Source organism: Lentzea miocenica, from assembly GCF_033949945.1.
GTDB lineage: Bacteria > Actinomycetota > Actinomycetes > Mycobacteriales > Pseudonocardiaceae > Lentzea > Lentzea miocenica.
Window position 1 is genome coordinate 21369 of sequence record NZ_JAXAVW010000001.1, and the last position, 25267, is coordinate 46635.

At 68.1% G+C, this 25267-nt stretch carries 29 protein-coding genes; 13 read left to right on the forward strand and 16 right to left on the reverse strand.

Features of this window, described 5'->3' with window-relative positions:
• Window positions 1–20 precede the first annotated feature (20 nt).
• Window positions 21–455 (reverse strand): VOC family protein, encoded by a 435-nt coding sequence (locus tag SK803_RS00125; protein ID WP_319963596.1) that lies wholly within the window; start codon window positions 453–455, stop codon window positions 21–23.
• 53 nt (window positions 456–508) lie between these two features.
• Between SK803_RS00125 and SK803_RS00130 the strand changes: the two genes are divergently transcribed.
• Window positions 509–1132: a TetR/AcrR family transcriptional regulator gene (locus SK803_RS00130; protein WP_319963597.1), complete on the forward strand. Its 624-nt coding sequence runs from the start codon at window positions 509–511 to the stop codon at window positions 1130–1132.
• 58 nt (window positions 1133–1190) lie between these two features.
• On the opposite strand, the gene SK803_RS00135 is transcribed toward SK803_RS00130, so the two are convergent.
• From SK803_RS00135 to SK803_RS00150, 4 genes are all read right to left on the reverse strand, one after another.
• A complete protein-coding gene (locus tag SK803_RS00135; protein ID WP_319963598.1) occupies window positions 1191–3710 on the reverse strand; it encodes an ABC transporter permease in 2520 nt (839 codons plus the stop codon).
• Window positions 3703–4494: an ABC transporter ATP-binding protein gene (locus SK803_RS00140; protein ID WP_406601465.1), complete on the reverse strand. Its 792-nt coding sequence runs from the start codon at window positions 4492–4494 to the stop codon at window positions 3703–3705. The genes SK803_RS00135 and SK803_RS00140 overlap by 8 nt, the downstream gene beginning before the upstream one ends.
• 183 nt (window positions 4495–4677) lie before the next feature.
• Entirely contained in the window at window positions 4678–5163 is a 486-nt protein-coding gene (locus SK803_RS00145; protein WP_319963600.1) for a hypothetical protein, read from the reverse strand.
• 46 nt (window positions 5164–5209) lie between these two features.
• The gene (locus SK803_RS00150) at window positions 5210–6187 is read right to left on the reverse strand and encodes an LLM class flavin-dependent oxidoreductase (protein ID WP_319963601.1); all 978 of its coding nucleotides are present in this window, start codon (window positions 6185–6187) and stop codon (window positions 5210–5212) included.
• 38 nt (window positions 6188–6225) lie between these two features.
• Here SK803_RS00150 and SK803_RS00155 point away from each other — a divergent pair, with 38 nt between their 5' ends.
• The 5 genes from SK803_RS00155 to SK803_RS00175 are packed head-to-tail and all read left to right on the forward strand — an operon-like array spanning window position 6226 to window position 8874.
• Entirely contained in the window at window positions 6226–6495 is a 270-nt protein-coding gene (locus SK803_RS00155; RefSeq protein WP_406601457.1) for a GNAT family N-acetyltransferase, read from the forward strand.
• A gap of 33 nt (window positions 6496–6528) precedes the next feature.
• Window positions 6529–7518, forward strand: a complete 990-nt coding sequence (locus SK803_RS00160) for an MBL fold metallo-hydrolase (protein ID WP_319963603.1) — start codon at window positions 6529–6531, stop codon at window positions 7516–7518.
• The gene (locus tag SK803_RS00165) at window positions 7515–8240 is read left to right on the forward strand and encodes a lysophospholipid acyltransferase family protein (RefSeq protein WP_319963604.1); all 726 of its coding nucleotides are present in this window, start codon (window positions 7515–7517) and stop codon (window positions 8238–8240) included. Before SK803_RS00160 ends, SK803_RS00165 begins: the two co-directional genes overlap by 4 nt.
• A complete protein-coding gene (locus tag SK803_RS00170) occupies window positions 8237–8389 on the forward strand; it encodes a hypothetical protein (protein WP_319963605.1) in 153 nt (50 codons plus the stop codon). Before SK803_RS00165 ends, SK803_RS00170 begins: the two co-directional genes overlap by 4 nt.
• A gap of 44 nt (window positions 8390–8433) precedes the next feature.
• Complete coding sequence (locus tag SK803_RS00175; protein ID WP_319963606.1) at window positions 8434–8874, forward strand: ClpX C4-type zinc finger protein; 441 nt, start codon at window positions 8434–8436, stop codon at window positions 8872–8874.
• Here the strand turns inward: SK803_RS00175 and SK803_RS00180 are convergent.
• The 3 genes from SK803_RS00180 to SK803_RS00190 all read right to left on the reverse strand — a co-directional run bounded on the left by SK803_RS00180 (window position 8849) and on the right by SK803_RS00190 (window position 11947).
• A complete protein-coding gene (locus tag SK803_RS00180) occupies window positions 8849–9289 on the reverse strand; it encodes a response regulator (RefSeq protein WP_319963607.1) in 441 nt (146 codons plus the stop codon). The two genes, SK803_RS00175 and SK803_RS00180, sit on opposite strands and share 26 nt — an antisense overlap.
• Entirely contained in the window at window positions 9282–10739 is a 1458-nt protein-coding gene (locus SK803_RS00185) for a sensor histidine kinase (RefSeq protein WP_455032239.1), read from the reverse strand. Before SK803_RS00185 ends, SK803_RS00180 begins: the two co-directional genes overlap by 8 nt.
• A gap of 62 nt (window positions 10740–10801) precedes the next feature.
• Entirely contained in the window at window positions 10802–11947 is a 1146-nt protein-coding gene (locus SK803_RS00190) for a PP2C family protein-serine/threonine phosphatase (protein WP_319963609.1), read from the reverse strand.
• Between the two features lie 66 nt (window positions 11948–12013).
• Between SK803_RS00190 and SK803_RS00195 the strand changes: the two genes are divergently transcribed.
• Window positions 12014–12514: a GNAT family N-acetyltransferase gene (locus SK803_RS00195; protein ID WP_319964040.1), complete on the forward strand. Its 501-nt coding sequence runs from the start codon at window positions 12014–12016 to the stop codon at window positions 12512–12514.
• Here SK803_RS00195 and SK803_RS00200 read toward each other — a convergent pair.
• The 4 genes from SK803_RS00200 to SK803_RS00215 form a co-directional block, all read right to left on the reverse strand.
• Window positions 12449–12919 (reverse strand): YkvA family protein, encoded by a 471-nt coding sequence (locus SK803_RS00200; RefSeq protein ID WP_319963610.1) that lies wholly within the window; start codon window positions 12917–12919, stop codon window positions 12449–12451. The genes SK803_RS00195 and SK803_RS00200 overlap by 66 nt on opposite strands.
• A 179-nt stretch (window positions 12920–13098) precedes the next feature.
• A complete protein-coding gene (locus SK803_RS00205) occupies window positions 13099–13509 on the reverse strand; it encodes a hypothetical protein (protein WP_319963611.1) in 411 nt (136 codons plus the stop codon).
• 83 nt (window positions 13510–13592) lie between these two features.
• On the reverse strand, window positions 13593–14336 hold the full coding sequence (locus tag SK803_RS00210) for an anti-sigma factor family protein (protein ID WP_319963612.1): 744 nt from the start codon (window positions 14334–14336) through the stop codon (window positions 13593–13595).
• Complete coding sequence (locus SK803_RS00215; RefSeq protein WP_045315736.1) at window positions 14333–14902, reverse strand: sigma-70 family RNA polymerase sigma factor; 570 nt, start codon at window positions 14900–14902, stop codon at window positions 14333–14335. Before SK803_RS00215 ends, SK803_RS00210 begins: the two co-directional genes overlap by 4 nt.
• A 113-nt stretch (window positions 14903–15015) precedes the next feature.
• Between SK803_RS00215 and SK803_RS00220 the strand changes: the two genes are divergently transcribed.
• From SK803_RS00220 to SK803_RS00240, 5 genes are all read left to right on the forward strand, one after another.
• Window positions 15016–15615, forward strand: coding sequence for a hypothetical protein (locus SK803_RS00220; RefSeq protein ID WP_319963613.1), 600 nt, complete (start codon window positions 15016–15018; stop codon window positions 15613–15615).
• Between the two features lie 79 nt (window positions 15616–15694).
• Window positions 15695–16405, forward strand: a complete 711-nt coding sequence (locus tag SK803_RS00225) for a DUF4142 domain-containing protein (protein ID WP_319963614.1) — start codon at window positions 15695–15697, stop codon at window positions 16403–16405.
• Between the two features lie 163 nt (window positions 16406–16568).
• Window positions 16569–17396 carry a 4Fe-4S domain-containing protein gene (locus SK803_RS00230; RefSeq protein ID WP_319963615.1) on the forward strand — a complete coding sequence of 276 codons (828 nt, stop codon included), beginning with the start codon at window positions 16569–16571 and terminating at the stop codon, window positions 17394–17396.
• Window positions 17393–18781, forward strand: coding sequence for an NAD(P)/FAD-dependent oxidoreductase (locus SK803_RS00235; protein WP_319963616.1), 1389 nt, complete (start codon window positions 17393–17395; stop codon window positions 18779–18781). The genes SK803_RS00230 and SK803_RS00235 overlap by 4 nt, the downstream gene beginning before the upstream one ends.
• Before the next feature lie 335 nt (window positions 18782–19116).
• Window positions 19117–21240: a fibronectin type III domain-containing protein gene (locus tag SK803_RS00240; RefSeq protein WP_319963617.1), complete on the forward strand. Its 2124-nt coding sequence runs from the start codon at window positions 19117–19119 to the stop codon at window positions 21238–21240.
• A gap of 40 nt (window positions 21241–21280) precedes the next feature.
• Here the strand turns inward: SK803_RS00240 and SK803_RS00245 are convergent, their stop codons facing one another.
• Both SK803_RS00245 and SK803_RS00250 read right to left on the reverse strand, forming a co-directional pair.
• Window positions 21281–22174, reverse strand: a complete 894-nt coding sequence (locus SK803_RS00245) for a helix-turn-helix domain-containing protein (protein ID WP_319963618.1) — start codon at window positions 22172–22174, stop codon at window positions 21281–21283.
• A 143-nt stretch (window positions 22175–22317) separates the two neighbouring features.
• Window positions 22318–23259 (reverse strand): beta-ketoacyl-ACP synthase III, encoded by a 942-nt coding sequence (locus SK803_RS00250; protein ID WP_319963619.1) that lies wholly within the window; start codon window positions 23257–23259, stop codon window positions 22318–22320.
• 80 nt (window positions 23260–23339) lie between these two features.
• Here SK803_RS00250 and SK803_RS00255 point away from each other — a divergent pair, with 80 nt between their 5' ends.
• Window positions 23340–23942 (forward strand): TetR/AcrR family transcriptional regulator, encoded by a 603-nt coding sequence (locus SK803_RS00255; RefSeq protein WP_319963620.1) that lies wholly within the window; start codon window positions 23340–23342, stop codon window positions 23940–23942.
• Here SK803_RS00255 and SK803_RS00260 read toward each other — a convergent pair.
• Entirely contained in the window at window positions 23929–24651 is a 723-nt protein-coding gene (locus tag SK803_RS00260; protein ID WP_319963621.1) for an alpha/beta fold hydrolase, read from the reverse strand. The genes SK803_RS00255 and SK803_RS00260 overlap by 14 nt on opposite strands.
• Complete coding sequence (locus SK803_RS00265) at window positions 24648–25112, reverse strand: hypothetical protein (RefSeq protein WP_319963622.1); 465 nt, start codon at window positions 25110–25112, stop codon at window positions 24648–24650. The genes SK803_RS00260 and SK803_RS00265 overlap by 4 nt, the downstream gene beginning before the upstream one ends.
• Window positions 25113–25267: the final 155 nt, after the last annotated feature.

Here is a 25267-nt window from a genome sequence, read left to right on the forward strand (position 1 = left end):
TTTCGTGGCAACCGAAGCAGTCATGACTCTCGCACCATCAGACCGGCGCCTTCCGGGATCTCCAGCGGCACGGTGTAGAAGCGGACGTCGTAGCCGTCCGGGTCGGTGATGCCCGACAGCAACCAGCCGACCTGAGTCCGCATCACGCCGTTGTGCGCCACGCCCTGCGCGGCGAGGTGTGCCGCGAGCGCGTTGATGGCGTCCTCGCCCGGTACGCCGATGGCGAAGTAGTCGAACCCGGACGCCGCCGCGGCCTTGTCCGGGTTGAGGCGGATGGCGTAGCCCGGCCCGCCGTTGGGGTGGGCCAGCGCGATGCCCATCAGGACGCTCTCCTCGACGAAGTGCATGACGGGGACGTAGCCGAGGTGGTCCTGGTACCAGGCCAGCGACTTCTCCAGGTCGGACACCGGCAGCTTGATGTGGTGGATGCCCTCCAGAAGCGGTGCGTTGTTCATCCGTGACCCCTTGATTGCAGTGGAACTGCACTTATGCAGTTAGACTGCAACATGTGGCAGAAGACGTCAACAGGGATTTGCGGGCGGCGCGCCGGGCGGACACCGAGGTCCGGATCATCGAGGCGGCGACGGAGCTGTTCACCGAACGCGGCTACGTCGCCACGACACTCGCCGACGTGGCGAAACACGCCGGAGTGGGGGCTCGCACGGTGTACGTGCGGTTCGCGACGAAGGCCGTGCTGTTGCAGCGCTGCCTCGACGTGGCGATCGCGGGGGACTACCACCGCGTGGCCGTGCCGGACCGCGACTGGTTCCGGCAGGCGATGAACGCGCCGACGGTCGAGGAACGCATCGCGCGGATGGCGCGGATCAGCGCGATGCTGATGGGGCGCACCGGCCCGCTTCTCCAGGTGGCGCAACAGGCTGAGGCGATCGAACCCGAGATCGCCGAACGCGCGCAGGCGGCCCGCACGCAGACACATCAGGCCATCGGCGGCTTCTTCCGGAAGCTGGCCGCCGACGGCCTGATCTCAAAGCGGAACGTGGACTGGCTCGCGGAGACCGGTGCGGTGCTCGGCCAGGCCGAGACCTACCTGCTGCTCACCAAGACCACCGAGTGGACCATCGAGCAGTACGAGTCGTGGCTGGTGGAAACCTGGACCCGCCTCGTTGGCTAGTGGCGTCTGCAAGTACTCCCAACAGCGAGTTGGTGGTACTTGCAGACGCCGTCAGCCATCACTCGTAGGCGATCGCGTCCAGCACGTTGAGGCGCGCGGCGCGGATCGCGGGCAGGATCGCCGCGATCACGCCGACGAACGCCGCCACCACCAGGTACTGGACCATGGTGGCCCAGGGGAACCCGATCTCCGAGATGCCCTGGTCCTTCAACGCCTGCACGGTCGCGACGCCGAGCGCGAGACCGACCGCGAGGCCGAGCACCGCGCCGAACACCGAGATCACCACGGACTCGACGGTGATCATCCGCATCACCTGCGACCGCCGCATGCCGATGGCCCGCAGCAGACCCAGTTCACGGGTCCGCTCGATCACCGACAGCGCCAGCGTGTTGATGACGCCGAGCACCGCGATCAGGATCGCCAGCGCCAGCAGGATCTGGATCATCAGCAGGACCGTGTCGAACTGCGACGTCGTCTGCTTCACGAACGCGCTGCGGTCCTGGACGGTGATCTCCGGGTTGTCCGCGAGCAGCGGCTCGACCCGCTTCTGCACGTCCGCCGCCGACACTCCCGGCTGGACCTGCACGAACGCCTGGGCGATCTGGTCGGACCGGAAGTTCTTGCTCGCCGACTCCGGCAGCACGAGCGCACCCTGCAGCACCTGCGACTTCGCCCAGATGAAGCCGACCGTGAACGTCTGGGGATCACCCTTGGGCAGTTGCAGCGTGACCTTGCTGCCGACCGACCAGCCCTTCTCCGCCGCCATGTCCTCAGGCAGCGCGAGCTGATCGTTCTTCAGCGACCCCATGTCCCCGGACTTCGGCTTGAGCGCGAACATCGTCACCATCGCGGGCACGTCGGTGACGGAGACGGCGAACATCTGGTTCTCGCCCTCCAGCACGCCGTCCTGCGACCAGCCGAGCGCCGACTTGACGCCGTCGGTCTTCTCGATCCTGGTGAGCACGTCGCGCTGGAACGTCGCCGGTGAGCCCTCCGCCTGGCCCTCGCCGGAGATGATCAGGTCGGTCTGGAGCTGGCCGGAGGCGAGCTTCTCGATCGACTTGGTCGCCGACGTCAGCACCACGCTCACGCCGGTGATCAGCGAGATGCCGACCATCAGCGCGGCCGCGGTGATCGCGGTCCTGCGCGGGTTGCGCGCGGAGTTCCGCCGCCCCAGCAGACCCGGCATCGACCACGACAGCAGGCGGCCGATCAGCGACACCATCGGCTTGGACAGGATCGGGGTCAGCAACGCCACCCCGACGAACGCCACCAGGATGCCGCCGAAGATCAGCGGCAGCGACGCCAGGTTGAAGCCGAAGCCCAGCGCCGTACCGCCAGCGGCGGCCACGAGAGCACCGATGATCGTGATCTTCGTCAGCGGGCGGTCCGGCGTCGCCGCCTCCCGCATCGCCGCGACCGGCGCGATCCGCGACGCGCGCAGCGCCGGCATGACCGCCGCGATCACGGTGACGATCATGCCCACCGCGAACGACGAGATGATCGCCGACATCGGCACACCGATCCCCGCGAGACGCAGGTTCGTGCCGCCGACCGAACTGAAGATGTTCGCCAGCAGCGCCCCGATGCCGACGCCCGCCGCGAGGCCGACGATCGACGCGATCAGGCCGATCACCAACGCCTCCAGCACCACGGACCCGATGACCTGGCCGCGTGAGGCGCCCATCGACCGCAGCAGCGCCAGTTCCCGCGTGCGCTGGGCGACGATGATGGAGAAGGTGTTGAGGATGATGAAGATGCCGACGAACAACGCGATGCCGGCGAACCCGAGCAGCACGTAGTTGAAGAACTTCAGGCCCTCGTTGATCTGGTCGGACTGCTCCTTCGCCAGCGTCGCACCGGTCTTCACGTCGTAACCGGAGCCCATCCTGGCCGCGACGGAGTCGCGCAGCGCGTCGTCCGTCGTGCCGTTCGCCGCCGTCACGGTGATGCCCGAGTACGCGTCCTTCTTGCCCAGCATCAACTGCTGCGCGACGGGTTCGGTGAACGCCACCGCCAGCTCGCCGCCCATCGAGTCGCGGCCGCCCGCGTACTCGAAGACACCGGTGATCCTGAAGGTCTTCTTCGGCTCCAGCGTCAGCAACGAGATGTCGTCGCCGACCTTGAACCCACCGCTCGAAGCCAGGAACGCGCCGACGATCACCTCGTTGTCGGCCTGCGGTGCCTTGCCGTCGCGGATCTTCTCCTGGCCGGTGCCCGTCCAGTTGAAGCCGTACCGCGGCGCCCCGGACGTGGTCATGACCTTGCCGTTCTTGCCGATCGGCCGTGCGGAACCCTGCACGTCCCCCACGGCCGAAGCCACGCCCGGCACCGTCTTCACGTCGGCGATCGCCTGGGGCGCCAGCGGTTCCGGCTGCTTGCCCTTCTCCGCCTTCGGCGCCACCGAAACGTCCACATTGGCGAAAGCCGACGAGAACAGGTCGGTGAACGAACGCTGAAGCGTGTCGGTCAGCACGAACGAACCGGACACGAACATCACGCCCAGCACCACCGCGAGCGCGGACAGCACCAGCCGGAGCTTGCGCGACAGCAAGCTCTTGATAGTCGCCTTAAACATGCGGCACCGCGACGGAGTCGAGGTGCTTCATGGTCTCGAGGACCTCTTCGGCGTTCGGCGCCAGCAGCTCGCGGACGATGTGGCCGTCCTTGAGGAAGATCACGCGGTCGGCGTACGACGCGGCGTTCGGGTCGTGCGTGACCATCACGATCGTCTGCCCGAACTCGCGGGCGGACCGCTGCAGGAACCCGAGCACCTCGGCACCGGACTGCGAGTCCAGGTTGCCGGTCGGCTCGTCCGCGAACACGACGTCAGGCCGCGACACCAGCGCACGCGCACACGCGACGCGCTGCTGCTGGCCACCCGAGAGCTGCGTCGGCCGGTGGGTCAGCCTGTCCCTCAGACCCACCGTGTCGACGACGACGTCGAACCACGCCCTGTCGACCTTCTTGCCGCCGATCGCGAGCGGCAGCGTGATGTTCTCCTCCGCGGTCAGCGTCGGCAGCAGGTTGAACTGCTGGAAGATGAAACCGACCTTGTCGCGCCGCAGCTCGGTGAGACCGCGGTCCTTCAACCCGGTGACCTTGGTGCCCCCGACCCACACCTCACCGCTCGTGACGTCGTCCAGCCCCGCGAGGCAGTGCATCAACGTCGACTTGCCAGACCCCGACGGGCCCATGATCGCGGTGAACCTGGACTTCTCCAGGTCGACGCTCACCCCCGCGAGCGCGGTCACGGCAGCGTCGCCGGACCCATAAGACTTCCAAACGTCGACGGCTCTGGCCGCGACTCCATCGGACGCGCTCACTTTTCTGTCCCCTCCTATGGCTTTCGTGCGCACCATCTTCGGTGACACGGGCACACCGAAGGGTCAGGTCTTCCACTGAGATCGACCCTGAGATTAACCCCGGTGCCCCCGCCCGAGTCACCACGCTGAGAGAACTCTCAGCTGCGCTGCGTGTGCGGATGGTTGCTGCGGAGGAAACAATATTTCACTGCTGCGGCAATGTCTTCAGCCTTCGGAGGACTACGCCGTCAACTTCCGTCGCATGGGGACGGTCGGTTCCATCAGCCATGAAACCAATTCGACGCGCAGGCCTTCGCGCAACGCGTTCTCGGCGAGCCAGTGGTCCACGTCACCGAGGTAGGCACTCGCCGGCCGCGGCCAGCACGCCAGCCATTCTCCGAACGCCGCGTTGAACGCGATCGGGCCGCCCGGCGGTCGCACGCCGAGCACGAGCACGGGGTCCTCTCCAGTGGCCATGGAGGCGGCGATGTCGTACGCACCACCGAAGAGGATCCGATCCGCACCCAACTCACGGGCTTTGTCCGCCACCCCGAAAAAAGCCGACCCGCGCCCGTGTGCGCGCACCACGAACTGGTGCGCACGGAAGTCGGTGTCGAGGAACTCGTCGGCGTACGTGCCGTCATCGGCCAGCACCAGCACGTTGGTGCCGTCGGGGAGCGCCCCGACCTGCCCAGGATGCGTGATGCCGATGACGTTGATGCCCACGACCGCAATCCTGCCGCGCCAGTGTTAACCCTTGGCAGCGCTCACGTTAAACAAGTTTCGGCAGCACTTCCGCGCCGAACAGCCGGATCGTCTCGATGACCGACTCGTGCGGCATGCCCCCGATGTCCACCATCACCAGGTGCGTGTCGATGGACAGGTGCTCCGCCAACGCGTTCAGCCGCGCCGCCACCTCGTCCGGCGTCCCGCACACCGCCGAGCCGTCCATGATCGCGTCGACGTCGATGTCGCCGTCCCCGCGCCACGGATCCGCGAACCGCGCGTACTCGGCGAGGTGCGGCCGCCACCGCTCGCGCGCGTTGTCGTTCGCCACGAACACGTGACTCGGCACGCCGACCCGCCCGCCGGGGAAGTGCTCGCGGTAGCGCTCCACGACCTCGCGGTAGATCGACGGGTCCCGCAGCGTCGACGGCAGCATCAACGGCATCTCCAGCTCGGCCCCGAGATCCGCCGACACCGCCGACCCCGAGCCGATCCACACCGTCGGCCGCGGCGTCTGCACCGGCCGCGGGGTGGTGGTCACCTCGCTCAGCTGGCCGCGGAACTTGCCGTCCCAGCTCACCGACGGCTCCTCCAGCAGCTTGAGCAGCAACCGCAGGTGCTCCTCGAACCGCGCCCGCAACTCACCCGGCTGCACCCCGAACGCCGCGTCCGTCTGCTGGTCGACGCCACGCGCCACGATGAGCTCGGCCCGCCCGTTCGACAGCACGTCCAGCGTCGCCAGTGACTCGGCCACCAGCACCGGGTCGCGGTGGGCCAGCAGGGTCACGCCGGTGGAGAGCCGCAACGTCCGGGTGCGCGCCGCCACCGCCGCCAGCAGCAACTCGGGCGCCGACACGATGTAGCGGGTGAAGTGGTGCTCGCCGATCGCGACGCCCGCGAACCCCGCCTCCTCGGCCACCACGGCCTGCTCGACCATGGCGCGCAGCCGCTCGGCCTGGGGCACCTCCTCGCCCGTGCACGGATTGGGCAGGTGGTCACCCAGGATGAGCAGGTAGACGTCCATGCGGGCCATTTTCCATCGTCCGGGGCAAGATGGTTGACGTGGTCACCAACAACGAGGCCGAGAGCCGCTACGAGGTTCACGTCGAGGGTGCGCTCGCCGGGTTCCTGGAGTACCGGATCATCGGTGACGTCATCGCGCTCGTGCACACCGAGGTCGACGAGGCCTACGCCGGTCAGGGGCTCGGCGCCCAGCTCGCCAAGTACGCGCTGGACGACGCCGTCGCCCGGGATGTCAAGATCTCACCGCTGTGCCCGTTCGTGGCGAAGTACATCGACAAGCATCCGGAATACCGGGTTACTATCCGGTAGATAGTTGCGGGCGCTAACAATGAGGTGAGCGGCGTGTGGAGTGAGCCGGGCGCGTTCGAGGTGGCACCAGGTGTGCACCGCATTCCGCTGCCGCTGCCGAACGACGGGCTGCGCGCGGTCAACGTCTACGCGATCGAGGACGGCGACGGCCTCGTCCTGATCGACTCGGGCTGGGCGCTCGACGAGGCCCGTGACCAGCTCGAAGCCGCGCTCGGGACGCTGAACAAGGGCTTCGAGGACATCCGTCGCTTCCTCGTCACGCACGTGCACCGCGACCACTTCACGATGGCCGTGTCGTTGCGCCGGCTGTTCGGCAGCAAGATCGGCCTCGGTCTCGGCGAGCAGCCGTCGCTGATGCACATGCTGCACGGCCAGGACGACCAGCACGTCGCCGACCTGCGCAAATGGGGCGCCGGCGAGCTGGCCGAGACGTGGATCAAGATCATGCATCACGTCGACCGGGGTGAGGCCCTGCGCGACTACGAGGAGCCCGACGAGTGGCTCACCGCGTCGACGCTCGACCTCGAACACCGCAGGCTGGAGGTCGTCCCGACGCCCGGCCACACCCGCGGCCACGTCGTGTTCGTCGACCACACCGCGAAGGTGCTCTTCTCCGGCGACCACGTGCTGCCGCACATCACGCCGTCGATCGGCTTCGAGCCGTTGCGCCCGGAACTGCCGCTCGGCGACTACATGACGTCGCTCCGGCTGACCCGCGAGTTGCCGGACCTGAAGCTCCTGCCCGCGCACGGCCCGGTGACCGACAGCTCGCACGCCCGCGTCGACGAGCTGTTGCAGTTCCACGAGCAGCGGCTGGAAGAGATCCTGAAGGCCGTGAGCGGCAGCGCGTTCGAGACCGCCCGCAAGATCGGCTGGACCCGCCGCCAGCGCCGGTTCGACGACCTCGACATGTTCAACCAGGTGCTGGCCATCGGCGAGACGGCCGCGCACCTCGACGTTCTGGTCGAACGTGGTGAATTGACCCGAACGGACAACGCCGGCGTGCTCGAATACCAAACGTGACACCGCTTGAGCTGGCCGCCTGGACCTGGAAGATGCCCCGCAGGGGCCGGGGATTCTGGTTCTCGCTGGCGATCGACGTGCTGTGGCCGATCGTCGTGCTGTTCGTGCGCCTCAGGGTGCGCGGCAGGCAGCACGTGCCGGGCAACGGTGGCGTGATCCTCGCGTTCAACCACCTCTCCAACTCCGACACGGTCGCGGCCGTCGTGTTCGCGCTGATGTCGCACCGGGTGCCGCGCGTGCTCGCGAAGGCCTCCCTGTGGCGCACACCGGTCATCGGGTGGGTCATGCGCTCCGGCGGGCACATCCCGGTCGAACGGGGCACTGTGAAGGCCTCAGAGGCCCTCAAGCCCGCCGTGGACGCGTTGCGAAAGGGGGAGTGCGTGATGGTGTTCCCCGAGGGCACGTTCACCACCGACCCCGACCACTGGCCGATGAGGGGCAAGTCCGGTGTCGCGCGGATGGCGCTGGAGAGCCGTGTCCCGGTCGTACCGGTGGCCGAGTGGGGCACGCAGGACCTGCTGCCGAAGGGCACGATCCTGCCGAGGTTGTTGCCGCGCAAGAACATCGAGGTGGTCGCGGGCGCGCCGGTCGACCTTTCGGACCTGTACGACCGCGAGCTGACGGCGGAGGTGCTGGACGAGGCCACCGCGCGGGTCATGGACGCCATCACGACGATGCTGTCGGGCATACGTTCCGCGCAAGCGGGTAGCCCGAAGGCATGACCGCGTTAGAGGAAGTACTTGTCAGCAAGGACGTCGTCCGTCCGGGTGGGACGGGGATCTGGGCACCTGTCGTCCCCGAACCGCGTGAGGCTCAGCAGTGGGTGGTGCAGGCGGACGACGATCCGTCGATCGTGCGCAGCCTGGACTGAGTGACTGTCTAGCCACCCTAGACGCGTCTAGGTACGCTAGACGCATGACTCTCGACGAGGAATTACTGGCGGCGGCGCGCAAGGCCGGCACCGCGTCGGTGGCTGCCCAGGAGCAGGCCGACATCGCCAAGGCCGTCTACCACCACTCCGTGCTGCGACTGCACCGCGCCGGAGGGTCGATGCGCGAGATCGCGGAGGCGCTGAAGATCAGTCACCAGCGCGTGCACCAGATCGTCGAGCAGTCCAAGCGGACCGAGCGCTGCTGGTTCTGCGGGCGCGGCGCCGACGAGGTCGACAAGATGATGGCCGGCCCGGCCGCGCTCATCTGCGACGTCTGCGTCCGCGAGGCTCAGGTCGCCGAGACCGGCGACTGCTCGTTCTGCAGCGAGACCAGGGCTGTTCACCAGGGGGCGGAGGCGCGGATCTGCCGGTCCTGCCTGGACTTCAGCGCCGCGGTGATCAGCGGGGCAGCTTCACCACGGTGACGAAGAAGTCGTCGATCTGGCGGACGACCTCGATGAACCGGTCGAAGTCCACCGGCTTGGTGACGTAAGCGTTGGCGTACAGGCTGTAGCTGCGCAGAACGTCCTCTTCGGCCTCCGAGGTCGTCAGCACGACCACGGGGATCGACCGGAGCTCGGCGTCGGCCTTGACCTCGCTCAGCACCTCGCGGCCGTCCTTGCGGGGCAGGTTGAGGTCCAGCAGGATCAGCCCCGGCCGCGGCGCGTTCTCGTACTTGCCCTGGCGCCGCAGGAACTCCAGCGCCTCCACGCCGTCCTTCACGACGTGCAGCGTGTTGCGGATCTTGTGGTGCTCGAAGGCTTCCTGGGTCATCAGTGCGTCGCCGGGGTCGTCCTCGACGAGCAGGACGTCGATCACGTTCAGCGGTGACTCAGACATGTACTTCCTCAGCTTGTGAGACCGGTTCGGGGACAGCGGGCAGGGTGAACTCGAACCTGGAGCCGGAGTCCACATCGGTCTTCAGCCAGATCGTGCCGCCGTGGTACTCGACGATCTTCCGGCACATCGCCAGTCCGATGCCCGTGCCCGGATAGGCGTCCTTCGGGTGCAGACGCTGGAAGATGACGAAGATCCGGTCAGCGTACTCCGGCTCGATCCCGATGCCGTTGTCGCGCACCGAGAACTTCCACATCTCGCCGTCGCGCTCGACCTCGATGTCGACCACCGGGTCCGACGGGCCCTTGAACTTCAACGCATTGCTTATCAGGTTCTGGAACACCGCGCTGAGCAGAGTCGGCTCACCACGCACGGAAGGCAGGTCCTCGGCGACGACGACGGTGGCGCGGGTCTCCTCGATGCGCTCGGAGAAGCTGTCCACGACCTGGCGCACGATCTCGTTGAGGTCGATGACCATCTGCTCGCGGGTGATGCGGCCGACGCGGGAGAACGCCAGCAGGTCGTTGATCAGGCCCTGCATCCGCTTCGCGCCGTCGACGGCGAACTCGATGTACTGGTCGGCGCGTTCGTCCAGCTGTCCGCCGTAACGTCGTTGCAGCAGCTGGCAGAACGACGCCACCTTGCGCAGCGGCTCCTGCAGGTCGTGCGACGCGACGTAGGCGAACTGCTCCAGCTCCGCGTTCGAGCGTTGCAGCTCGGTCTTCGCCTCGTCGAGCGTGGCGAGCTCCTGCACGATCCGGCGGCGCATGGCGTTCACGTCCTCGCCGAGCATCACGGTCTCGCGTGGACCGGTCACGTCGATCTCGTGCTGGAAGTCGCCGGACGCGACCTGCCGGACCTCCTCGGTCAGCTTCGACAGCGGGGCGACCAGCAGGCGGTGCAACAGCAGCGACAGCCCGCCGATCACGGTGACCAGCAGCACGCCCATGCCGATCACCAGCCACAGCACCACTTTCGCCGCGTGGTCGAGCTCCGTGCGGGACTCGCGCCCGAGCTGGGCGATGTCGTTGTCCAGCGCCGCGACCTCGGTGCGGAGCTGGTCGAACAGCACCTTGCCGCGGTCGATGTCGTTGGCAGGCGTGATGGTGGGGCCGGACAGGCGGATGCCGATGATCGTGGGTTCCGCGTACTGCGAGCGCCACTGCCGCGCGAGCTCCTCGATGCGAGTCACCCTGCCGTTGACGTCGCCCACGAGGCGGCGCACGCCCTCGGCGGCCTCCACCTCGGCCGCACGCCCCTCCGTGTACGGCGTGAGGAAGTCGTCCTCGGCGGTCAGCACGAAACCGCGCAGACCGGTCTCCTCGTTGAGCAGCGCGCGGTTCAGGTCCTTCGCACGACGCCCGGCGGGTTCGATCTGGTCCACCGACCGCGCCCGCGTGTCGCCGAGCGCGTCCAGCGCCACGACCGTCGAGGCGATCGCCACCGCCGTCATGGCCAGCAGGACCGCGACGATGCCGATCAGCAGACGACTCGCTGGCAACTTCTCCGGCAGCGTCAATTTCCGTCCCTCAGCAGCAGAATGGCCACATCGTCGTCTAGCGCGCCACCGTTGAGCTCCGTCACCTCCGCGATGACGGAGTCCATCCAGTCCGGGCCGGCCTGCAGGTGCCGATGCAGGATGTCGCACAGGCGCTCGACACCGAGCCGGTCGATGTCGTCGGGTACCCGGCCCTCGATCAGTCCATCCGTGTAGCACGCCACAGCCCAGCCGGGCGGCAGCTGCACGTCCACACCGGTCCACGCGTAGTCGGGCAGCACCCCGAGCGGTACCCCGATCTTCGACGGGGGCAGGTCCACGATCTGCTTGCCCACCAGCAGCAACGGTTCGGGGTGCCCGGCGAGGAAGTAGCGCGCGGAACGCCGGTCCGGTGCCACCGTGACCATGCACGCGGTGGTGAAGATGCCGTCGCCGTGCCGTTCCGCGACCAGTACCTGGTCCAGCGTCCGCAGCACCTTCTCGGGCGGTTCACCGGCGAGCACCAGCGCACGCCACGCGATGCGCAGGCAGACACCCAGCGCGGCCTCGTCCGGGCCGTGCCCGCAGACGTCGCCGATGACCGCGTGCACGGTGCCGTCAGGCATGCCGACCGCGTCGTAGAAGTCGCCGCCGAGCAGCATCCGCTGGCCGCCGGGCTGGTAGCGGACCTCGAGGTCGAGGTCCGAGTTCTGCAGCAGCGGGGGAGGGAGCAGGCCGCGTTCGAGGCGGGCCCGTTCCGAGGCGAGCAGTTCGGCCTCGCGCAGCTTGCGTTGAGCGTCCTCGGCACGGCGCCGTTCGACCGCGTACCGGACGCCGCGCAACAGCAGTTCGCCGTCGACCTGGCCCTTGATCAGGTAGTCCTCGGCACCGGCGGCGACCGCCTCGATGCCCTCGCGTTCGTCGTCGAGCCCGGTCAGCACCAGGATCGCCGGCGCGTTCTGCTTGCCGAGCAGCCGGTGCAGGCCTTCCAGCCCCTGTGCGTCGGGCAGGCCGAGGTCGAGCAGCACGCACTCGGCGTCGCCGAGCATCCGCTCCGCCTCCGCGAGCGTGCCGGCCCGCGACAGGACGAAGGGCGCGCTCGCCTCGTCGAGCAACGCCTCGACGAGCACGGCGTCGCCATCGTCGTCCTCGACCAGGAGGACCCGCACGGTCTTCGTTCGCATCAGGTCGGAACTTTAACGTTATTGGGCTGCGGGGTCCGCGTCCGACCTACCAGGATGTCGGGCGTGTTGATCCGTCTCGCCCAACCAGCCGAACTGCCGTACCTCCAGGAGATCGAAAACGCCTCCGGAGAAGCGTTCCGCGACATCGGAATGCCCGAGATCGCGGACGACGACCCGATGTCCCTGGAGGACCTCGCCGAGCACGACGTGTGGGTCGCCATCGGCGCGGAAGGCGTGCCGGTCGCGTTCATCGCGGCCGGCGACGTCGACGGCGCCGTGCACGTCCACCAGGTCAGCGTGCATCCGTCGCACGCGCGCCAGGGGATCGGTGCCGCGCTGATCGAGCACGTCACCCGCAGCGAGCGCGCCGTCACGCTGACGACGTTCCGCGACGTGCCGTGGAACCAGCCGTACTACGAGCGCCTCGGGTTTCGCGCCATGGAGTTCCACGCCGTGGCCGAGGCTTCTCCCGGCCTGGCCGAGATCATGCGCGAGGAGGCCTCACGGGGACTCGATCCCGCGACTCGTGTCGCGATGGCCCTTCTCCCAGCGAAGGAACGACCCTGAGGTGATGGAAAGGCTGCTGAGCAGCCACACCAGCACGCCCGCGTCGTCGGTCACGCCGATCACCGGCAGGAACTCCGGCAGGAAGTCGATCGGCGACACCAGGTAGACCAGCGCCACCGCCCACATCACCACCTGGCTGCGCGGCAGCTCCGGATAGTTGCCGCCGCGCCAGGCCTTCCACAACCGCGGCAGGGCCTTCGCGCGCTGGATCGGGTTGCCGACCGGGCCTGGGCCCTTCTGCGCGCGCTTGCGGCGGTTGCGCAGGATTCCCAGGACCACGAACACCAGGCCCAGCGGGATCATCACCCAGCCGACGACGGCGGGGCTGAGCCCGCCCAGGCTCGCGGTGCGGAACAGCAGGATCAGCAGGCCTGCCAGTGAGATGAACGATCCGAAGACGACCACAGTGCCGCGGCCTCCAGCCTTTGCCTCGTATTTCGCCGTTCAGACGGGTGCATCGCGGTGCCGGCCCCGGATCCTCATACTGGTTGTCTGTGGGTGCGGGGCCGGTACCGCGAGGCGCCCTGCTGGGCGCCGAAAGACGCGGTGAAGGCTGGTGGCCGCGGCACGGGGCACGGGCTCCTTCAGCTCGGCTCCTGGAAGAGCATGGTCGGAATGGCCTTGTGGGGCTGCTTGAGCTCCTGTGGTTCCGGCTCCCGCAGGTCGATCACCGGCTCGGGTTCCTCGACGGGAACCTCTTTGACCGCCGGCTTGCGCGCAGCCTTCACCGGCGGGGGCGTGACCGTGTCCAGCGCGACGCGCGCGTTGGCGATCCACACCTTCTGCATGGCCTCGTCCTTGCTGCCGGCCGCCGTCGCGCTGAGTCCGGAGAGGACGCCGCGGATGCGTGGTACCAGAGCTGGATGACGCCGGATCGCCTGCCACACCGCGTGATCACCCGGTAGCCGGGCGGACACGAGCCGAGTGACCTGCGCGCGCAGCTCCTCAGTGGACAGATCGAGCCAGCGTTCGACCGCTGACGGGCCTATAGCCACGTGTAATGCCTCCCCAAAAACGACAACCGCCCCTACAGGATCTCACGGATCCCGCAGGGGCAGTGGTCTGGTGTCGGGAAGTGTCAGGAAGCGACGACTTCGAGGAGCGTCTTGCCGTTCTCGTCGACGATCCGGAACGTCGCGATCTCGTGCCAGCGCATGGCCACGTTCGCCTGCAGCCGGATGGTCTTCCGGTCGCCCGCCACCGGTTCCGGCGCGTACCAGGACGTGACCTGGGCGACGCGGCCCGCACGGCCAACGGCGACGAGAGAACCCCTGCTGGGACCGGACATGCCGCTGACCTCGATGTCCATCGAGGTGCCCCACGGCTCGTCGGAGGCGGTGATCTTCGTGAAGACACCGCTGTTGGGGTCCTGCTGCTGCACCTTCATCGACGAGTCGGTGGAGTTGTTCGCCACCGGAGTCTGCGACGTCGTCGTGTTCGTGTTCGGTCCGGCCGCCTGGTTCGAGCCGTCACCGCTGCCGCGCACGACCAGGGTCGTTGCGACGATCGTCACCGCCACGATGCCGGCGGCGGCGGCCGCGACACCCTGGGCGACGAACCACCGCCGGCGCTTCCTGCGCGCCGAGACGGCGTCGAGCATCACCCGCACCGACTTGCCGTCCGGGCGTTCCGGAGCTGTTCCGCGCAGCATTCCGCCCGCGTCGGCCTCGTCGATGAGGTCCGGCACCACCGCGAAGTCGCGCAGGTCAAGAGCACACCGCCGACATTCGGTCAGGTGGTTCTCGAACGCCTCCACCTCATCGGCATCGAGGATGCCGAGCACGTAGGCGGCGACGTCGAGGTGATCTGGTGCCGTTGTCACCGCGTCTCTCCCCGATCGTGCAACGCACGCCGCAACGCACGTAGCGCGTAGTACACCCTCGACTTGACCGTTCCCGGTGGCACACCCAGTGCCGCCGCGGCCTCACCGACGGTGCGGTCCCGCAGATATGTCTCGAGAATAGCCTCCCGATGTTCTTCAGAGAGACCGTTCATCGCCTCAGCGACGACGATCGCCGCGAGGGTGCGATCCTCTTCGCTGCCGGAGGGCGACTCGTCCGAAGGGGTCAGTTCGAACTCCTGCGGACGGACGCTTCTCTTACGTCTGTCGTCGATGACCAACCGCCTTGCCACCGTGAACAACCACGACCGCAAGAGCACGGGGTCACGCTCGAGTTTCTCGGCGTTGCGCCATGCCCTGACCAGGGTTTCCTGCACGATGTCCTCGGCCCACTGACGATCATGGCCCGTCAACCTCATGCAGTGTCCCAGCAGGGCACTGCCGAATTCCTCGTACAGCCGACGGATCAACTCTTCCTCGAGAGACCCCGGTCTTGGTGATTGCTCGTCTAACTCACGTTGACGTCTATGCCGCGCCACGGGGGACATCCTTGCCCTATCAACCGTCTCAAGTCGAGAGGCAAATATTCCTCACGAAGTTCGTGAACCGTTGCCGGAACGTGTCCGTACTCCTCGGTACCCCCGCCGAGAAAGGACTGCCGATGCGACGTGGACCAGCCATCACCGCCCTGGCGGCACTGGCTATCTCCCTCACGGCGTGCGGTAGCACCCAGACTCCCCCAGGGGGCGAGGTCGCTCCTGGTGCCTTGAAGGCGAAGCCCGCTGATCTGAGCGGCGCGAACATGTACTTCATCTCGAACACCGAGCAGATGGGGTGGTTCGTCACCGACGCCGACGGGCTTCCGCTCTACCGCTTCGACAAGGACGTCCCGAAGCCGTCCAAGTCCAACTGCGAGGGCGAGTGCGCGAAGGCGTGGAAGCCGGTCCTCGCGGACAAGGCGCCGATGGCGACCGGCGTGGATCCGATCTCGATGGGCGTCCTGACCAGGCCGGACGGCACCAAGCAGCTGACCATCGCGGGTTATCCGCAGTACACCTACGCCGAGGACAAGGCCGCGGGTGACATGAAGGGGCAGGGCAAGGGCGGGACCTGGTGGGTCACCGCCCCCAACGGCGCCAAGATCACCGGCGGAAAAGCGCAGAACAACAGCAACAAGAGCAGTAGCACGCCGAGCACGTCCCCCAGCTCCGGCGGCCGGACACCGCAGTCCGCGCCACCCCCGGCAGCGCCCGGCTACTGAGCGCCTCGCTCCTGGGCCTCACTGCTCGAGCCCCGAAATCCCCCTACCGACTCCCTTGGACAACGAGGACATCAAGACGATGACCAGAGCCCTCGCCACCGTCTTGGCGATGTTGTTCCTCTTCTCCGGCCTGACCGCCACGGCTGCAGCGCAGCCCGCGGACACCGGGGGAGTGATGGACACCCCGAGCGGACCGCTGACCGCGAACGACCGCGAACTGCTGAACAAGGTGCGCCAGGCAGGCCTGTGGGAAATGCCCATGGGTGAGCTCACGGCCACCAAGGCGTCGAACGCCAGGGTCAAGCAGATCGGCAAGATGATCATGCTTGACCACATGATGCTCGACAACCTGACGAAGAAGACGGCCGCGGGGTTCGGGCTCACCACCCCGGACGTGCCGACCCCCGCGCAGCAGTCGTGGATGGACGAGCTGAACGGTCTCGAAGGAGACGCGTTCGACCAAGCGTTCGTCGCGAGGTTGCGAGCGGCACACGGTCAGGTCTTCATGTTCATCGCGAAGGTGCGCTCCGGAACCCGCAACGACACCATCCGCGGGTTCGCGCAGGCCGGCATCGACGTGGTGATGAAGCACATGACGTTGCTGGAGAGCACGGGTCTCGCGGGTGATCAGTCCTTCGCGGAACCCCAGCCCGCCGGCGGCATCGTCAACGCCAGCCTGGCCTCCGGTGAGGGGCCGAACATGTGGGTGATCCTCACGGTCACCGCCGCGGGAGCGGTCCTCACGGTCCTCCTGCTCCGAGTACTCCGCCCGCGACGACCGGTGCGGTGAGTCTGCAAGACCCCGTTAGGCAACGGGAAACGGAGGTGGTGTCCCAAGGTCAGAGGCACTCCAACGCGGACCTGTTCCCACCCGCCCGGCCCTGATGTGTCCACTCCTGCACGACAGGACCGGGCGGGTTCCCGCGAGAAAGTCTTTTCCGGAGGAAGAGTTGTTGTCGAGCCAGATTCCGCTCCTGGTGGCCCAGGCCTCCGAGTTCGACTCGGGTGTCAAGAAGATGGCCCAGCTGTCCGCCAGGCTGGCTTACGTGATGATGTGCGCCACCTTGTCCTGGGGCGTGCTGATCGCGACCGGATGGGCCGAGAAGCTCACCGGCCGTGAAGGCCTGAAGAACGGGCACATGGTGCTCGCCTCGCTGGCGATCGCGTTCGGCTGCATCCACGCGATCGCATTCACACTGATCCAGACCGGCACGTTCAGCGTCATCAAGCTGATCCTGCCGTTCGTCGACGGCGGCCTGTTCCGGCACGCGCTGGGCATCCTCGGCCTCGAGGTCATGCTCGCGATCGCCGTACTGGCATCGATGCGACACAAAGTCTTCTACCGCAAGTGGTTGAGGTTCCACCAAACGGCGTACATCGCGGTGACCATCACCGTCGTGCACTCCTGGTTCGGCGCCATCGCGAACGGCAACCTGTCCGTTCTCTGGCTGGCCGGCCTCACCGTCCTCGTCCCGACCGCGACCCTGGCCCTGGCCCGGTTCCTGCCGCCGGAGGTGCTGATCCGCATCGGCATGCTCGACACCGAGCGCGGCAAGGAACCCGGCATCGGCGAGGGCGACGCGATGGACGTGAGCGTCAACAACGAGAAGTGCCACCGCTACGGCACCTGCCAGGCGGAGGCCCCCGATGTTTTCCAGTTGATCGAAGACAACCGCCTGACCTACAACCGCCGGCCGCCGGAGGAGCACTTCGCTCAGGCCCGGTCGGCAGCCCGCGCGTGCCCGATGCGCGCGATCGAGATCAGGGAGCGAGTGAAGTGAGCGAACGGATCGTGGTCGTCGGCGGCGGGCTCGGAGGAGTCCGTTCCGCGGAACGGCTGCGGGAGATGGGTTTCGACGGGCAGATCACGATCCTGTCCGCCGAGCGGCACCTCCCGTACCACCGCCCATGCCTGTCGAAGCAGATCATCACCGGAGAGTGGACCCCGGACGACTCGATGCTGTCGTTCTCGGGTGACCTCGACGCCGAGTGGCGGCTGAACTCCCCGGCCCTGCACCTGGACCCGAAGACGCAGTCCGTCTGGGTGCCCGGCGGCGAGGAGATCAAGTACGACGGCATGATCATCGCCACCGGCGTGGACGCCAGGGCGATGGGCGGAGCACCGCGCCACGACCCGCGGGTGCACGTGCTGCGGACCCTGGACGACGCGGTCGCGATCCGCAAGAACATCCGGCAGTCGCAGGGCCTCGTCGCCGTCATCGGCGGCGGGTTCATCGGCTGCGAGCTCGCCTGTTCGATTCGTCACATGGGCCGCGACGTGGCCCTGATCGTGCGCTCGCCCGCGTTGCTGGGCGGCGTCGTCGGTGACGACATCGGCAAGAAGATCACCGAGGCGCACGTCGAGCACGGCGTCCGTCTCGCCACCGGTGTCGGCATCAAGCACTGGGTGCGCCAGCCCGGCGGCATCGGCATCCACCTCTCCGACGGCCAGGTCTTCTTCGCCTCGTGCGTCGTGCTGGCCGTGGGCGCTTCCCCGGCCGTCGACTGGCTGCGCGGCTCCGGCCTGGTGATCGAGGACGGTGTGTTGTGCGACGCTACGAACCACGTGGTCGGCGCCGAGAACATCGTCGCCTGCGGTGACGTGGCCCGCTGGCCCAACATGCGCTTCAACGGCGTGGTGCGCCGAGTCGAACACTGGCTCAACGCCGTGGAGGGAGGCCGTGCCGCGGCCGAGAACCTCCTGGTGGGCCGACAGCACGCCAAGGCGTACACGCCGGTTCCTCGGTTCTGGACCGAGCAGTACGGCATGCGCGTCCAGGGAGCCGGCCTGCCCGTGCTGGGCACCGACACCACGGACGTCAACGGCCTCACCGGCTTCATTGCCGACGGCAAACTCGTCGGCATCGTGGGTCTCGAATCGCCCGGCAAGATCATCACCGAGACCCCGGAGCTGTTCCGTCAGAACCAGGTGGACCCGAACCGCTCGGTCTGGACGCAGCCAGAGGTCGAGGAGACCCCTGCCGCCGCGGCCGCCCCGGAAGTTCTGCCCACCACCCAGATTCCGGTTCCCGAACCGGTCGCCGCCCGCGCATCATCGGTTCCCCCGTCAGTCTCGTCGTCGATGTCCCCGCCTTTGCAGCGGCGGCGGCATTCACGTTCGAGGCCGGAGATGGTGCGAGTGGGCGGAGGACGCGCGAGGCCTTAACCAGGTCAGGAGGTTGTGTGCCTGCTGGCACAGGGCAAGCGGTGACGAGCGAACTCCGACGTCGCTGTCGTGGCCAGGTGGCGGACCGATGACGTCACGCGGCGATGCGCTCGATCCCGCGCCGGCAGGCCGAATCTCCATCTCGTGCGTCACCAACGGTGTGGCGGCTCGGCGGGCTCCCGAGCCGTCACACCGGCCTCGTTTCCCCCGCGTGTGGCTGGGGGCGAAACAAATCAGTGAAATCCCCGAACTGAACTGTTAAACGCGTTCGCGGCTGTCCGCGGGCCGGGTGCCGGACATATTTTCCCGGAACCCTGCCTGAAGGAGTTCCAGCCATGCAATTGCGCAGAATCATCGCCGCCGCGTGCGGACCGGTCCTCGCGATCGGTGTCCTAGCGGCAATCCAAGGCAGCCCGGCAGCAGCCGGACAGCCCGACACGCCGGGCGCTCCACCCGCCGCCGTGAACGGCGTCGCGAAAGCGTTGGGCATTTCGCCGCAGCAGGCCCGCACCCAGCTCAATGCGCAGGACGAGGCGCACAAGCGGTTCAAGAGCCTGCCGCCGTCCCTGCTCGGTCAGCTCGCCGGCCACTGGTTCGACGCCGAGGCCGGCGTGCTGACCGTGGCGGTCACATCAGACGAAGCCGCGGCCCAGGCGCAGGCGCGGGGGGTCAGGGCGACCAGGGTCCAGCGGAGCAAGGCGGATCTCGACCGGCAGCTCGACGAGGTGCGGACGTTGGTCGGCAACGGCGTGCCCGGGGTGTTCAGCTGGGGCGTCGACGTCAAGAACAACCAGGTCAGCGTCACGGTCAACACGACCAGGACGACCCAGGCCACCGAACGGTTCGTCGCCGCGGTCAGGAAGCTGGGGGTCAAGGCCGTCGAGACCGACTCCCAGCAGCGGCAGCAGGCCGGGACCGTGCAGACCGGCAGCCCGTGGTGGCCGGGGTCGGAGTCGAACTGCTCGGTCGGGTTCGGTGCGACGGATACCAACGGGGGCAAGCACTTCCTGACCGCCGGGCACTGCACGAACGACGCCGGCCAGGCCGCCTACGGGCAGAGCGGGCAGCAGAACCGCATCGGCACGTCGAACGTGGGTGGCTCGCGCAGTGTGAACGCGCGGGAGGGCGACATGGGGGTTGTCGCGGTGACCGAGGCCGGGTGGAACCTGTCCGCCGCGGTCAACACGTGGGGCGAGCCCGCGATCACGGTGACCGGATCGGCCGAGGCGATGGTCGGCGACCGGGTGTGCCACTCGGGCAACACGTCCAAGTGGAAGTGCGGCGAGGTCAAGTACACGAACAAGGCCGTCGACTACGGCGGCGGGCTGGTCATCGAGGACCTGACCTGGACGACGGCGTGCTCGCTCGGTGGTGACTCCGGTGGCGGATGGTTGCTCGGAGACAAGGCGGTCGGGCTGCACGACGGCGGGCCGTCGCAGTGCGTGCAGAACCCGGCCGACGACGACATGTCGATCTTCCAGCCGGTCAACGAGGCGCTGCGGAAGTGGAACCTCACGCTGGTCACCGGCGGTTCGAACGACACCACCGCACCCAGCGCGCCGGGCAACCCGCGGTCGACCGGAACCACCTCGTCCAGCGTCTCGCTGCAGTGGGACGCCTCGACGGACAACGTCGGTGTGACGGGTTACGACGTCTACAACGGCAGTGCGCTCGCCACGACCGTCACCACCACCAACGCGACAGTCACCGGGCTCAAGCCGGACAACGGCTACACGTTCACGATCAAGGCGAAGGACGCGGCGGGCAACGCGTCCGCGGCCAGTGCGGCCGTCAACGCGCGCACGCAACCGGGTACGGCGGACGGCGAGCCGCCCACGACGCCCGGAAACCCGAGGTCAACGGGTGTCACGGCGTCCAGTGTGTCGTTGGCCTGGGACGCGTCTGTCGACAACGTGGGCGTCGCGAGCTACGAGGTGTTCAACGGCAGTGCGCTCGCTACGACCGTCACCACCACCAGCGCGACGGTCACCGGCCTGACCGCGGACACGGCGTACTCGTTCACAGTCCAGGCGACGGACGCGGCGGGCAACAGGTCGAAGCCCAGCCCGGCGGTGTCGGCGCGCACGTCACCCGGTGACACCGGTGGCCGGACGTTCACCAACGACACCGACTACCCGATTCGCGACTTCCAGGTGGCGGTCAGCGCGGTGCGATCCACCGCGACCGGGACCGCGAACAACCCGATCACGGTCAAGGTGGGTGCCACGCACACCTGCCTGGAAGACCTGAACGTCACGCTGGCGGCACCGAGCGGCCGCTGGTACCCGTTGCTGCGGACGCCGGGAGGCAGCTACTCCTGCACGCCGTTCCCCGCGGGCAGGACGTTCACCGTGGTCCCGGTGGCAGGGGAGGCCGCGGGCGGCACGTGGACGTTGCGGATCGGGGACAACGGCCCTGGTGACGTCGGCGTGCTGAGCAGCTGGTCGGTCACGCTCTGACGACCAGCGGAGCGGGTCCCGCATCCCCGGCGGGACCCGCTCACCAACTCCACTCGAACCCGTAGCAGCCCGGCCCGAACCTCAGCGCGACGCCGATCACGGAGTTGCCCTCGTCTAGCCGCACCCGATGCGACTGCCGCGCGCCGTCGACGTCCTGCACGTACTGCGTGCAGGTGGCGGGCAGCGCGGCGGCGTCGAAGTTCACCTCCAGCGCGTACTCGTGCACTGGGCGGCGGAACTTGCGCTCGTAGTTCGTCGCCGGCGGGTACGGGGCGCGGTTGACCAGCTCGTGCTCGGTGATCACGCTCTGGCCGCGTCGCAAGGGGGCGCGGAACAGCAGTTCGGCCACCAGCAGGCCGTCGTGCGGGCGGGTGACCACGCGGCCGAGCCGGCAGTTGCGCAACGGCCTGATCAGCGGCATCGGCCGGTCGTGCTCGTCGAGGTGCAGGATCACCACCCACCGGTCCGGCCCGTCCTCCTCCGCGCGCAGCACCTGCCGTGACACGTAGGAACGCTCGCCGCGCTCCGGGCCCACCGTGACGTGGTCGTGCTGGCTGATCCGGGTGAGGCGGACGTCCCAGCGCGTGTCGACCTCGTCGACCACGTCGTCGATCACCGACGGGACCGGCCACAGGGCGCTGATCGCGTTGTCCTCACGGCGCCTGCCGCGGTGGGCGGGTGCGGCGAGCCGTTCGGCCAGCGTGCCGGGCTCGAGCGCGAGCACCTCCTCCAGGTGCCGCAGTGCCACCAGCGACGCGCGCCGCTCCGGCTGACTGCGCCCGGTCTGCCAGTAGCTCAACGTCGCCAGGCTCACCGACACGCCCCGGCGGGCCAGGTGGTCGCGGATCCGTTCCAGCGACAGGCCGCGCGCCGCGATGGCCGCGCGCAACGTGTCGGCGAACGTCGGTTTCGGCTCGCAGGGCGAAATCGACATGACGCCTCCTCGTGGCCGTGAGTTGTCCGACCGTATTCCGGAGGATGGCGCAACGGAAGACTTGACTTAAATGTGAACAGCGCAGTCAAGAGTTAGGCGTGCGAGGTGAAAACAATGCGATTGATGTCCTCTCTTGGCTTTTGCTACGGGCAGGTGATGACCTGGCCGGCCCACGACAGCCCGCCGCCGAAAGCGAACAGCAGCACCGGCTGGCCGGACGGCAATTCACCGCGTTCGACCATTTTGGACAGTGCGAGCGGCACGGACGCGGCGGAGGTGTTGCCAGAGCGCACGACGTCGCGCGCGATCACCACGTCGTCGCGCAGCTTCAGCTTGCGGGTCATGGCCTCGATGATCCGCAGGTTGGCCTGGTGCGTGACGATGCCGGCGAGGTCGGTGGTGGCGATGCCCGCCCGTTCGCAGGCCTGCGCCGCGACGGCGGGAAGTTCGCTGGTGGCCCAGCGGAACACGGACTGCCCTTCCTGGGCGAACCGCGGCTGCCACTCGTCGACGAGCCGCACGGCGTTGTTGCGGGTGGGGTCGGAACCCCAGGTGACAGGCCCGATCTGGGCGTCGTCGGTGGCGCTGATCACCGCGGCTCCCGCGCCGTCGCCGAGCAGGATGCAGTTGGCGCGGTCGGTCCAGTCGACCAGGTCGGACATCTTCTCGGCACCGACGACCAGTGCGTGCTTGGCCGCACCTGCCCGCAGCGTGTGGTCGGCGGTGGCGAGCGCGGTGCAGAAGCCGGCGCAGGCGTTGTTGAGGTCGAAGCAGACCGCGCTGGGGATGTTCAGCCGATTCGCCACCTGCGCGGCGATCGAGGGACAACGGTCCTTGGCGGAACAGGTCGCGACGATGACCTGACCGATGTCGGCGGGCTGCAGCCCGGACGCCGCGAGCGCCTTGGCAGCCGCCCCCGCCGCCATGTCGGTGACCGACTCGTCGTCGGCGATGCGTCGCGTCGAGATCCCGGTCCGCTGGCGGATCCACTCGTCGCTGGTGTCCACCATCTTCTCCAGGTCGGCGTTGGTCAGCACGCGTTCGGGCTGGTGATGGCCGAGCGCGACGACACGGGATCCGGACACGGTGAACTCCTTCGGCGAGGCTGCGACCCGGCGAATATAGCAACCGATCGGTCGGTAGCTAAAGAGGTTAGGATCTCACTGTGAGCCCGCGCAGATCGGTTGCCGACACCCTCGAGACGCGGCAGCGCATCCTCGACCACAGCCTCGCCATCGCCTCGGCGGAAGGTCTGGAGGGTCTGACGATCGGCCGGCTCGCCACCGAACTGGGCATGAGCAAAGCCGGACTGCTGGGCCACTTCGGCACGAAGGAGACCCTGCAACTCGCCGTCGTCGACCAGGCGGCGGAGGTCTTCCAGCGCGAGGTGCCGGGCCGCGTCAAGCAGGCACCGTCCGGCCTGCCGCACCTCCGGGCGGTCTGCGAGGCCTGGGTCTCCTACCTCGAACGCGAGGTGCTGCCCGGCGGCTGCTTCTTCACCGCCGCGACCACCGAGTTCGACGGCCGCAGCGGCCGCGTCCGCGACGCGCTGGCCGGCATGAACGCGTTGTGGCGCAGGGACCTGCGCATCCACGTCCGCCGCGCGATCAGCTTCGGCGAACTGCCCGCGGACACCGATGTCGACCAGCTGATCTACGAGGTGGTCGGGATCATGCTGGCGCTCAACCACTTCCTGCAGCTCGAACACGACAGCACCGCGCCGGCCCGTGCCCGCCTCGCCCTGGACCGCCTCTTCACCGTGCGATGAAGTCGTTGACGATGGCGGCTGTCCGCGCGGGCTGCTCGAACACCATGCCGTGCGTCGCGTCGATCTCGTGCACCTGGACGTTGGGGCACGTCAGCGGCAGGTCGCGGCGCAATCCGGCGCGGTGAGCGTCCATCAGTGGCAGCAGATCCGGCGGCACGGGCAGGTTCCTGGTGGCCAGCACGAGCAGGAACGGCGACTTGACCTCTGCGAACACGGGCAAGGCGTCCAGGAACTCCGGTGCCGTGCGCAGCGCGTCGGTGATCTCGCGGTTCGGCCGGGTGATCGTCTGTTGCTGGGCGGAGAAGATGGCGTTGAGCTTCGCGAGGTCCGCCTCGACCTGGCTGTCCGGCATCCCGGCGTAGTTCGCGGGATTTGTCGCGGCGGAACGATGTCCGTCCAGGCTCACGGCCGCCGGGCACTCCGGGTGCCTGCGCGCCCACATGCCGGCGAGGATGCCGCCGAGCGAATGCCCGACGACGACCGGGTTGTCGAGTCCGAAGTGGACGGTTGTGGCTTCGAGGTCGTCCAGTGCCGCCTCCCACTCCCACGGCCCGTCGGGCGACTCGCCGTGCCCACGCAGGTCGACCGCCACTTTGTGTCCGTTAAGTTGTGGCGCAAGCGTTTTCCACGCCTCTTTGCTGCCGCCTGCGCCGTGCAGGAGCAGGATCGGCGGTCCGCCGCCGCCGTGATCGGTTGCTGCGAGGTTCACTGCTCTCTCCTCAAGCCGAGTCGTGCGCGGATGGAGGCGACGGTGACGCCGCCGTCGGGGTGGCGGAGCAGCTTGTGGCGGTTGACCAGGTCGTGGACGCCCTGTCGGGTGATGCCGAGCATCGCGCCGGCCACCGCGAACGACACGCCGTCTTTGCTGGGGTGACCCGCGCGGCGTGCGGTGACGCGTCCGAGCGGCGTCGCCCACCAGGTGTCGGGCGGGTCGAACGGGGTGTCGCCGGGGTAGAGCACGGACATCAGGCGGATCACCACTCGTCTGGCCAGTGCGTCGTCCTCGCCGAGCAGCTGGGCCGCCCACATCTCCGCGTCGATCCTGACCCTTTCGCGGAGGTCGTCGAGGTCGGCTTGCGGCAGGAGGATCTCCAGCGGGTCGAGCAGCCGGATCCTGACGAGCCGGGTCAGGTCGTCTCTCAGGTCCACGTGCTCCGAGGTGGTCGCCACCTGATCGATGGTAGCAACTACTTGACACCAGACGTCAAGTAGTGGTCGACAACATGTTGGGGTGGCGAGCCGTGTGGTCGGATCATGTTGTGGCGCGGGTGGCGTTCACAGTTTTCTTTGACCCCCCGGTGATTCGGGTGGATGGGCTCTGATCT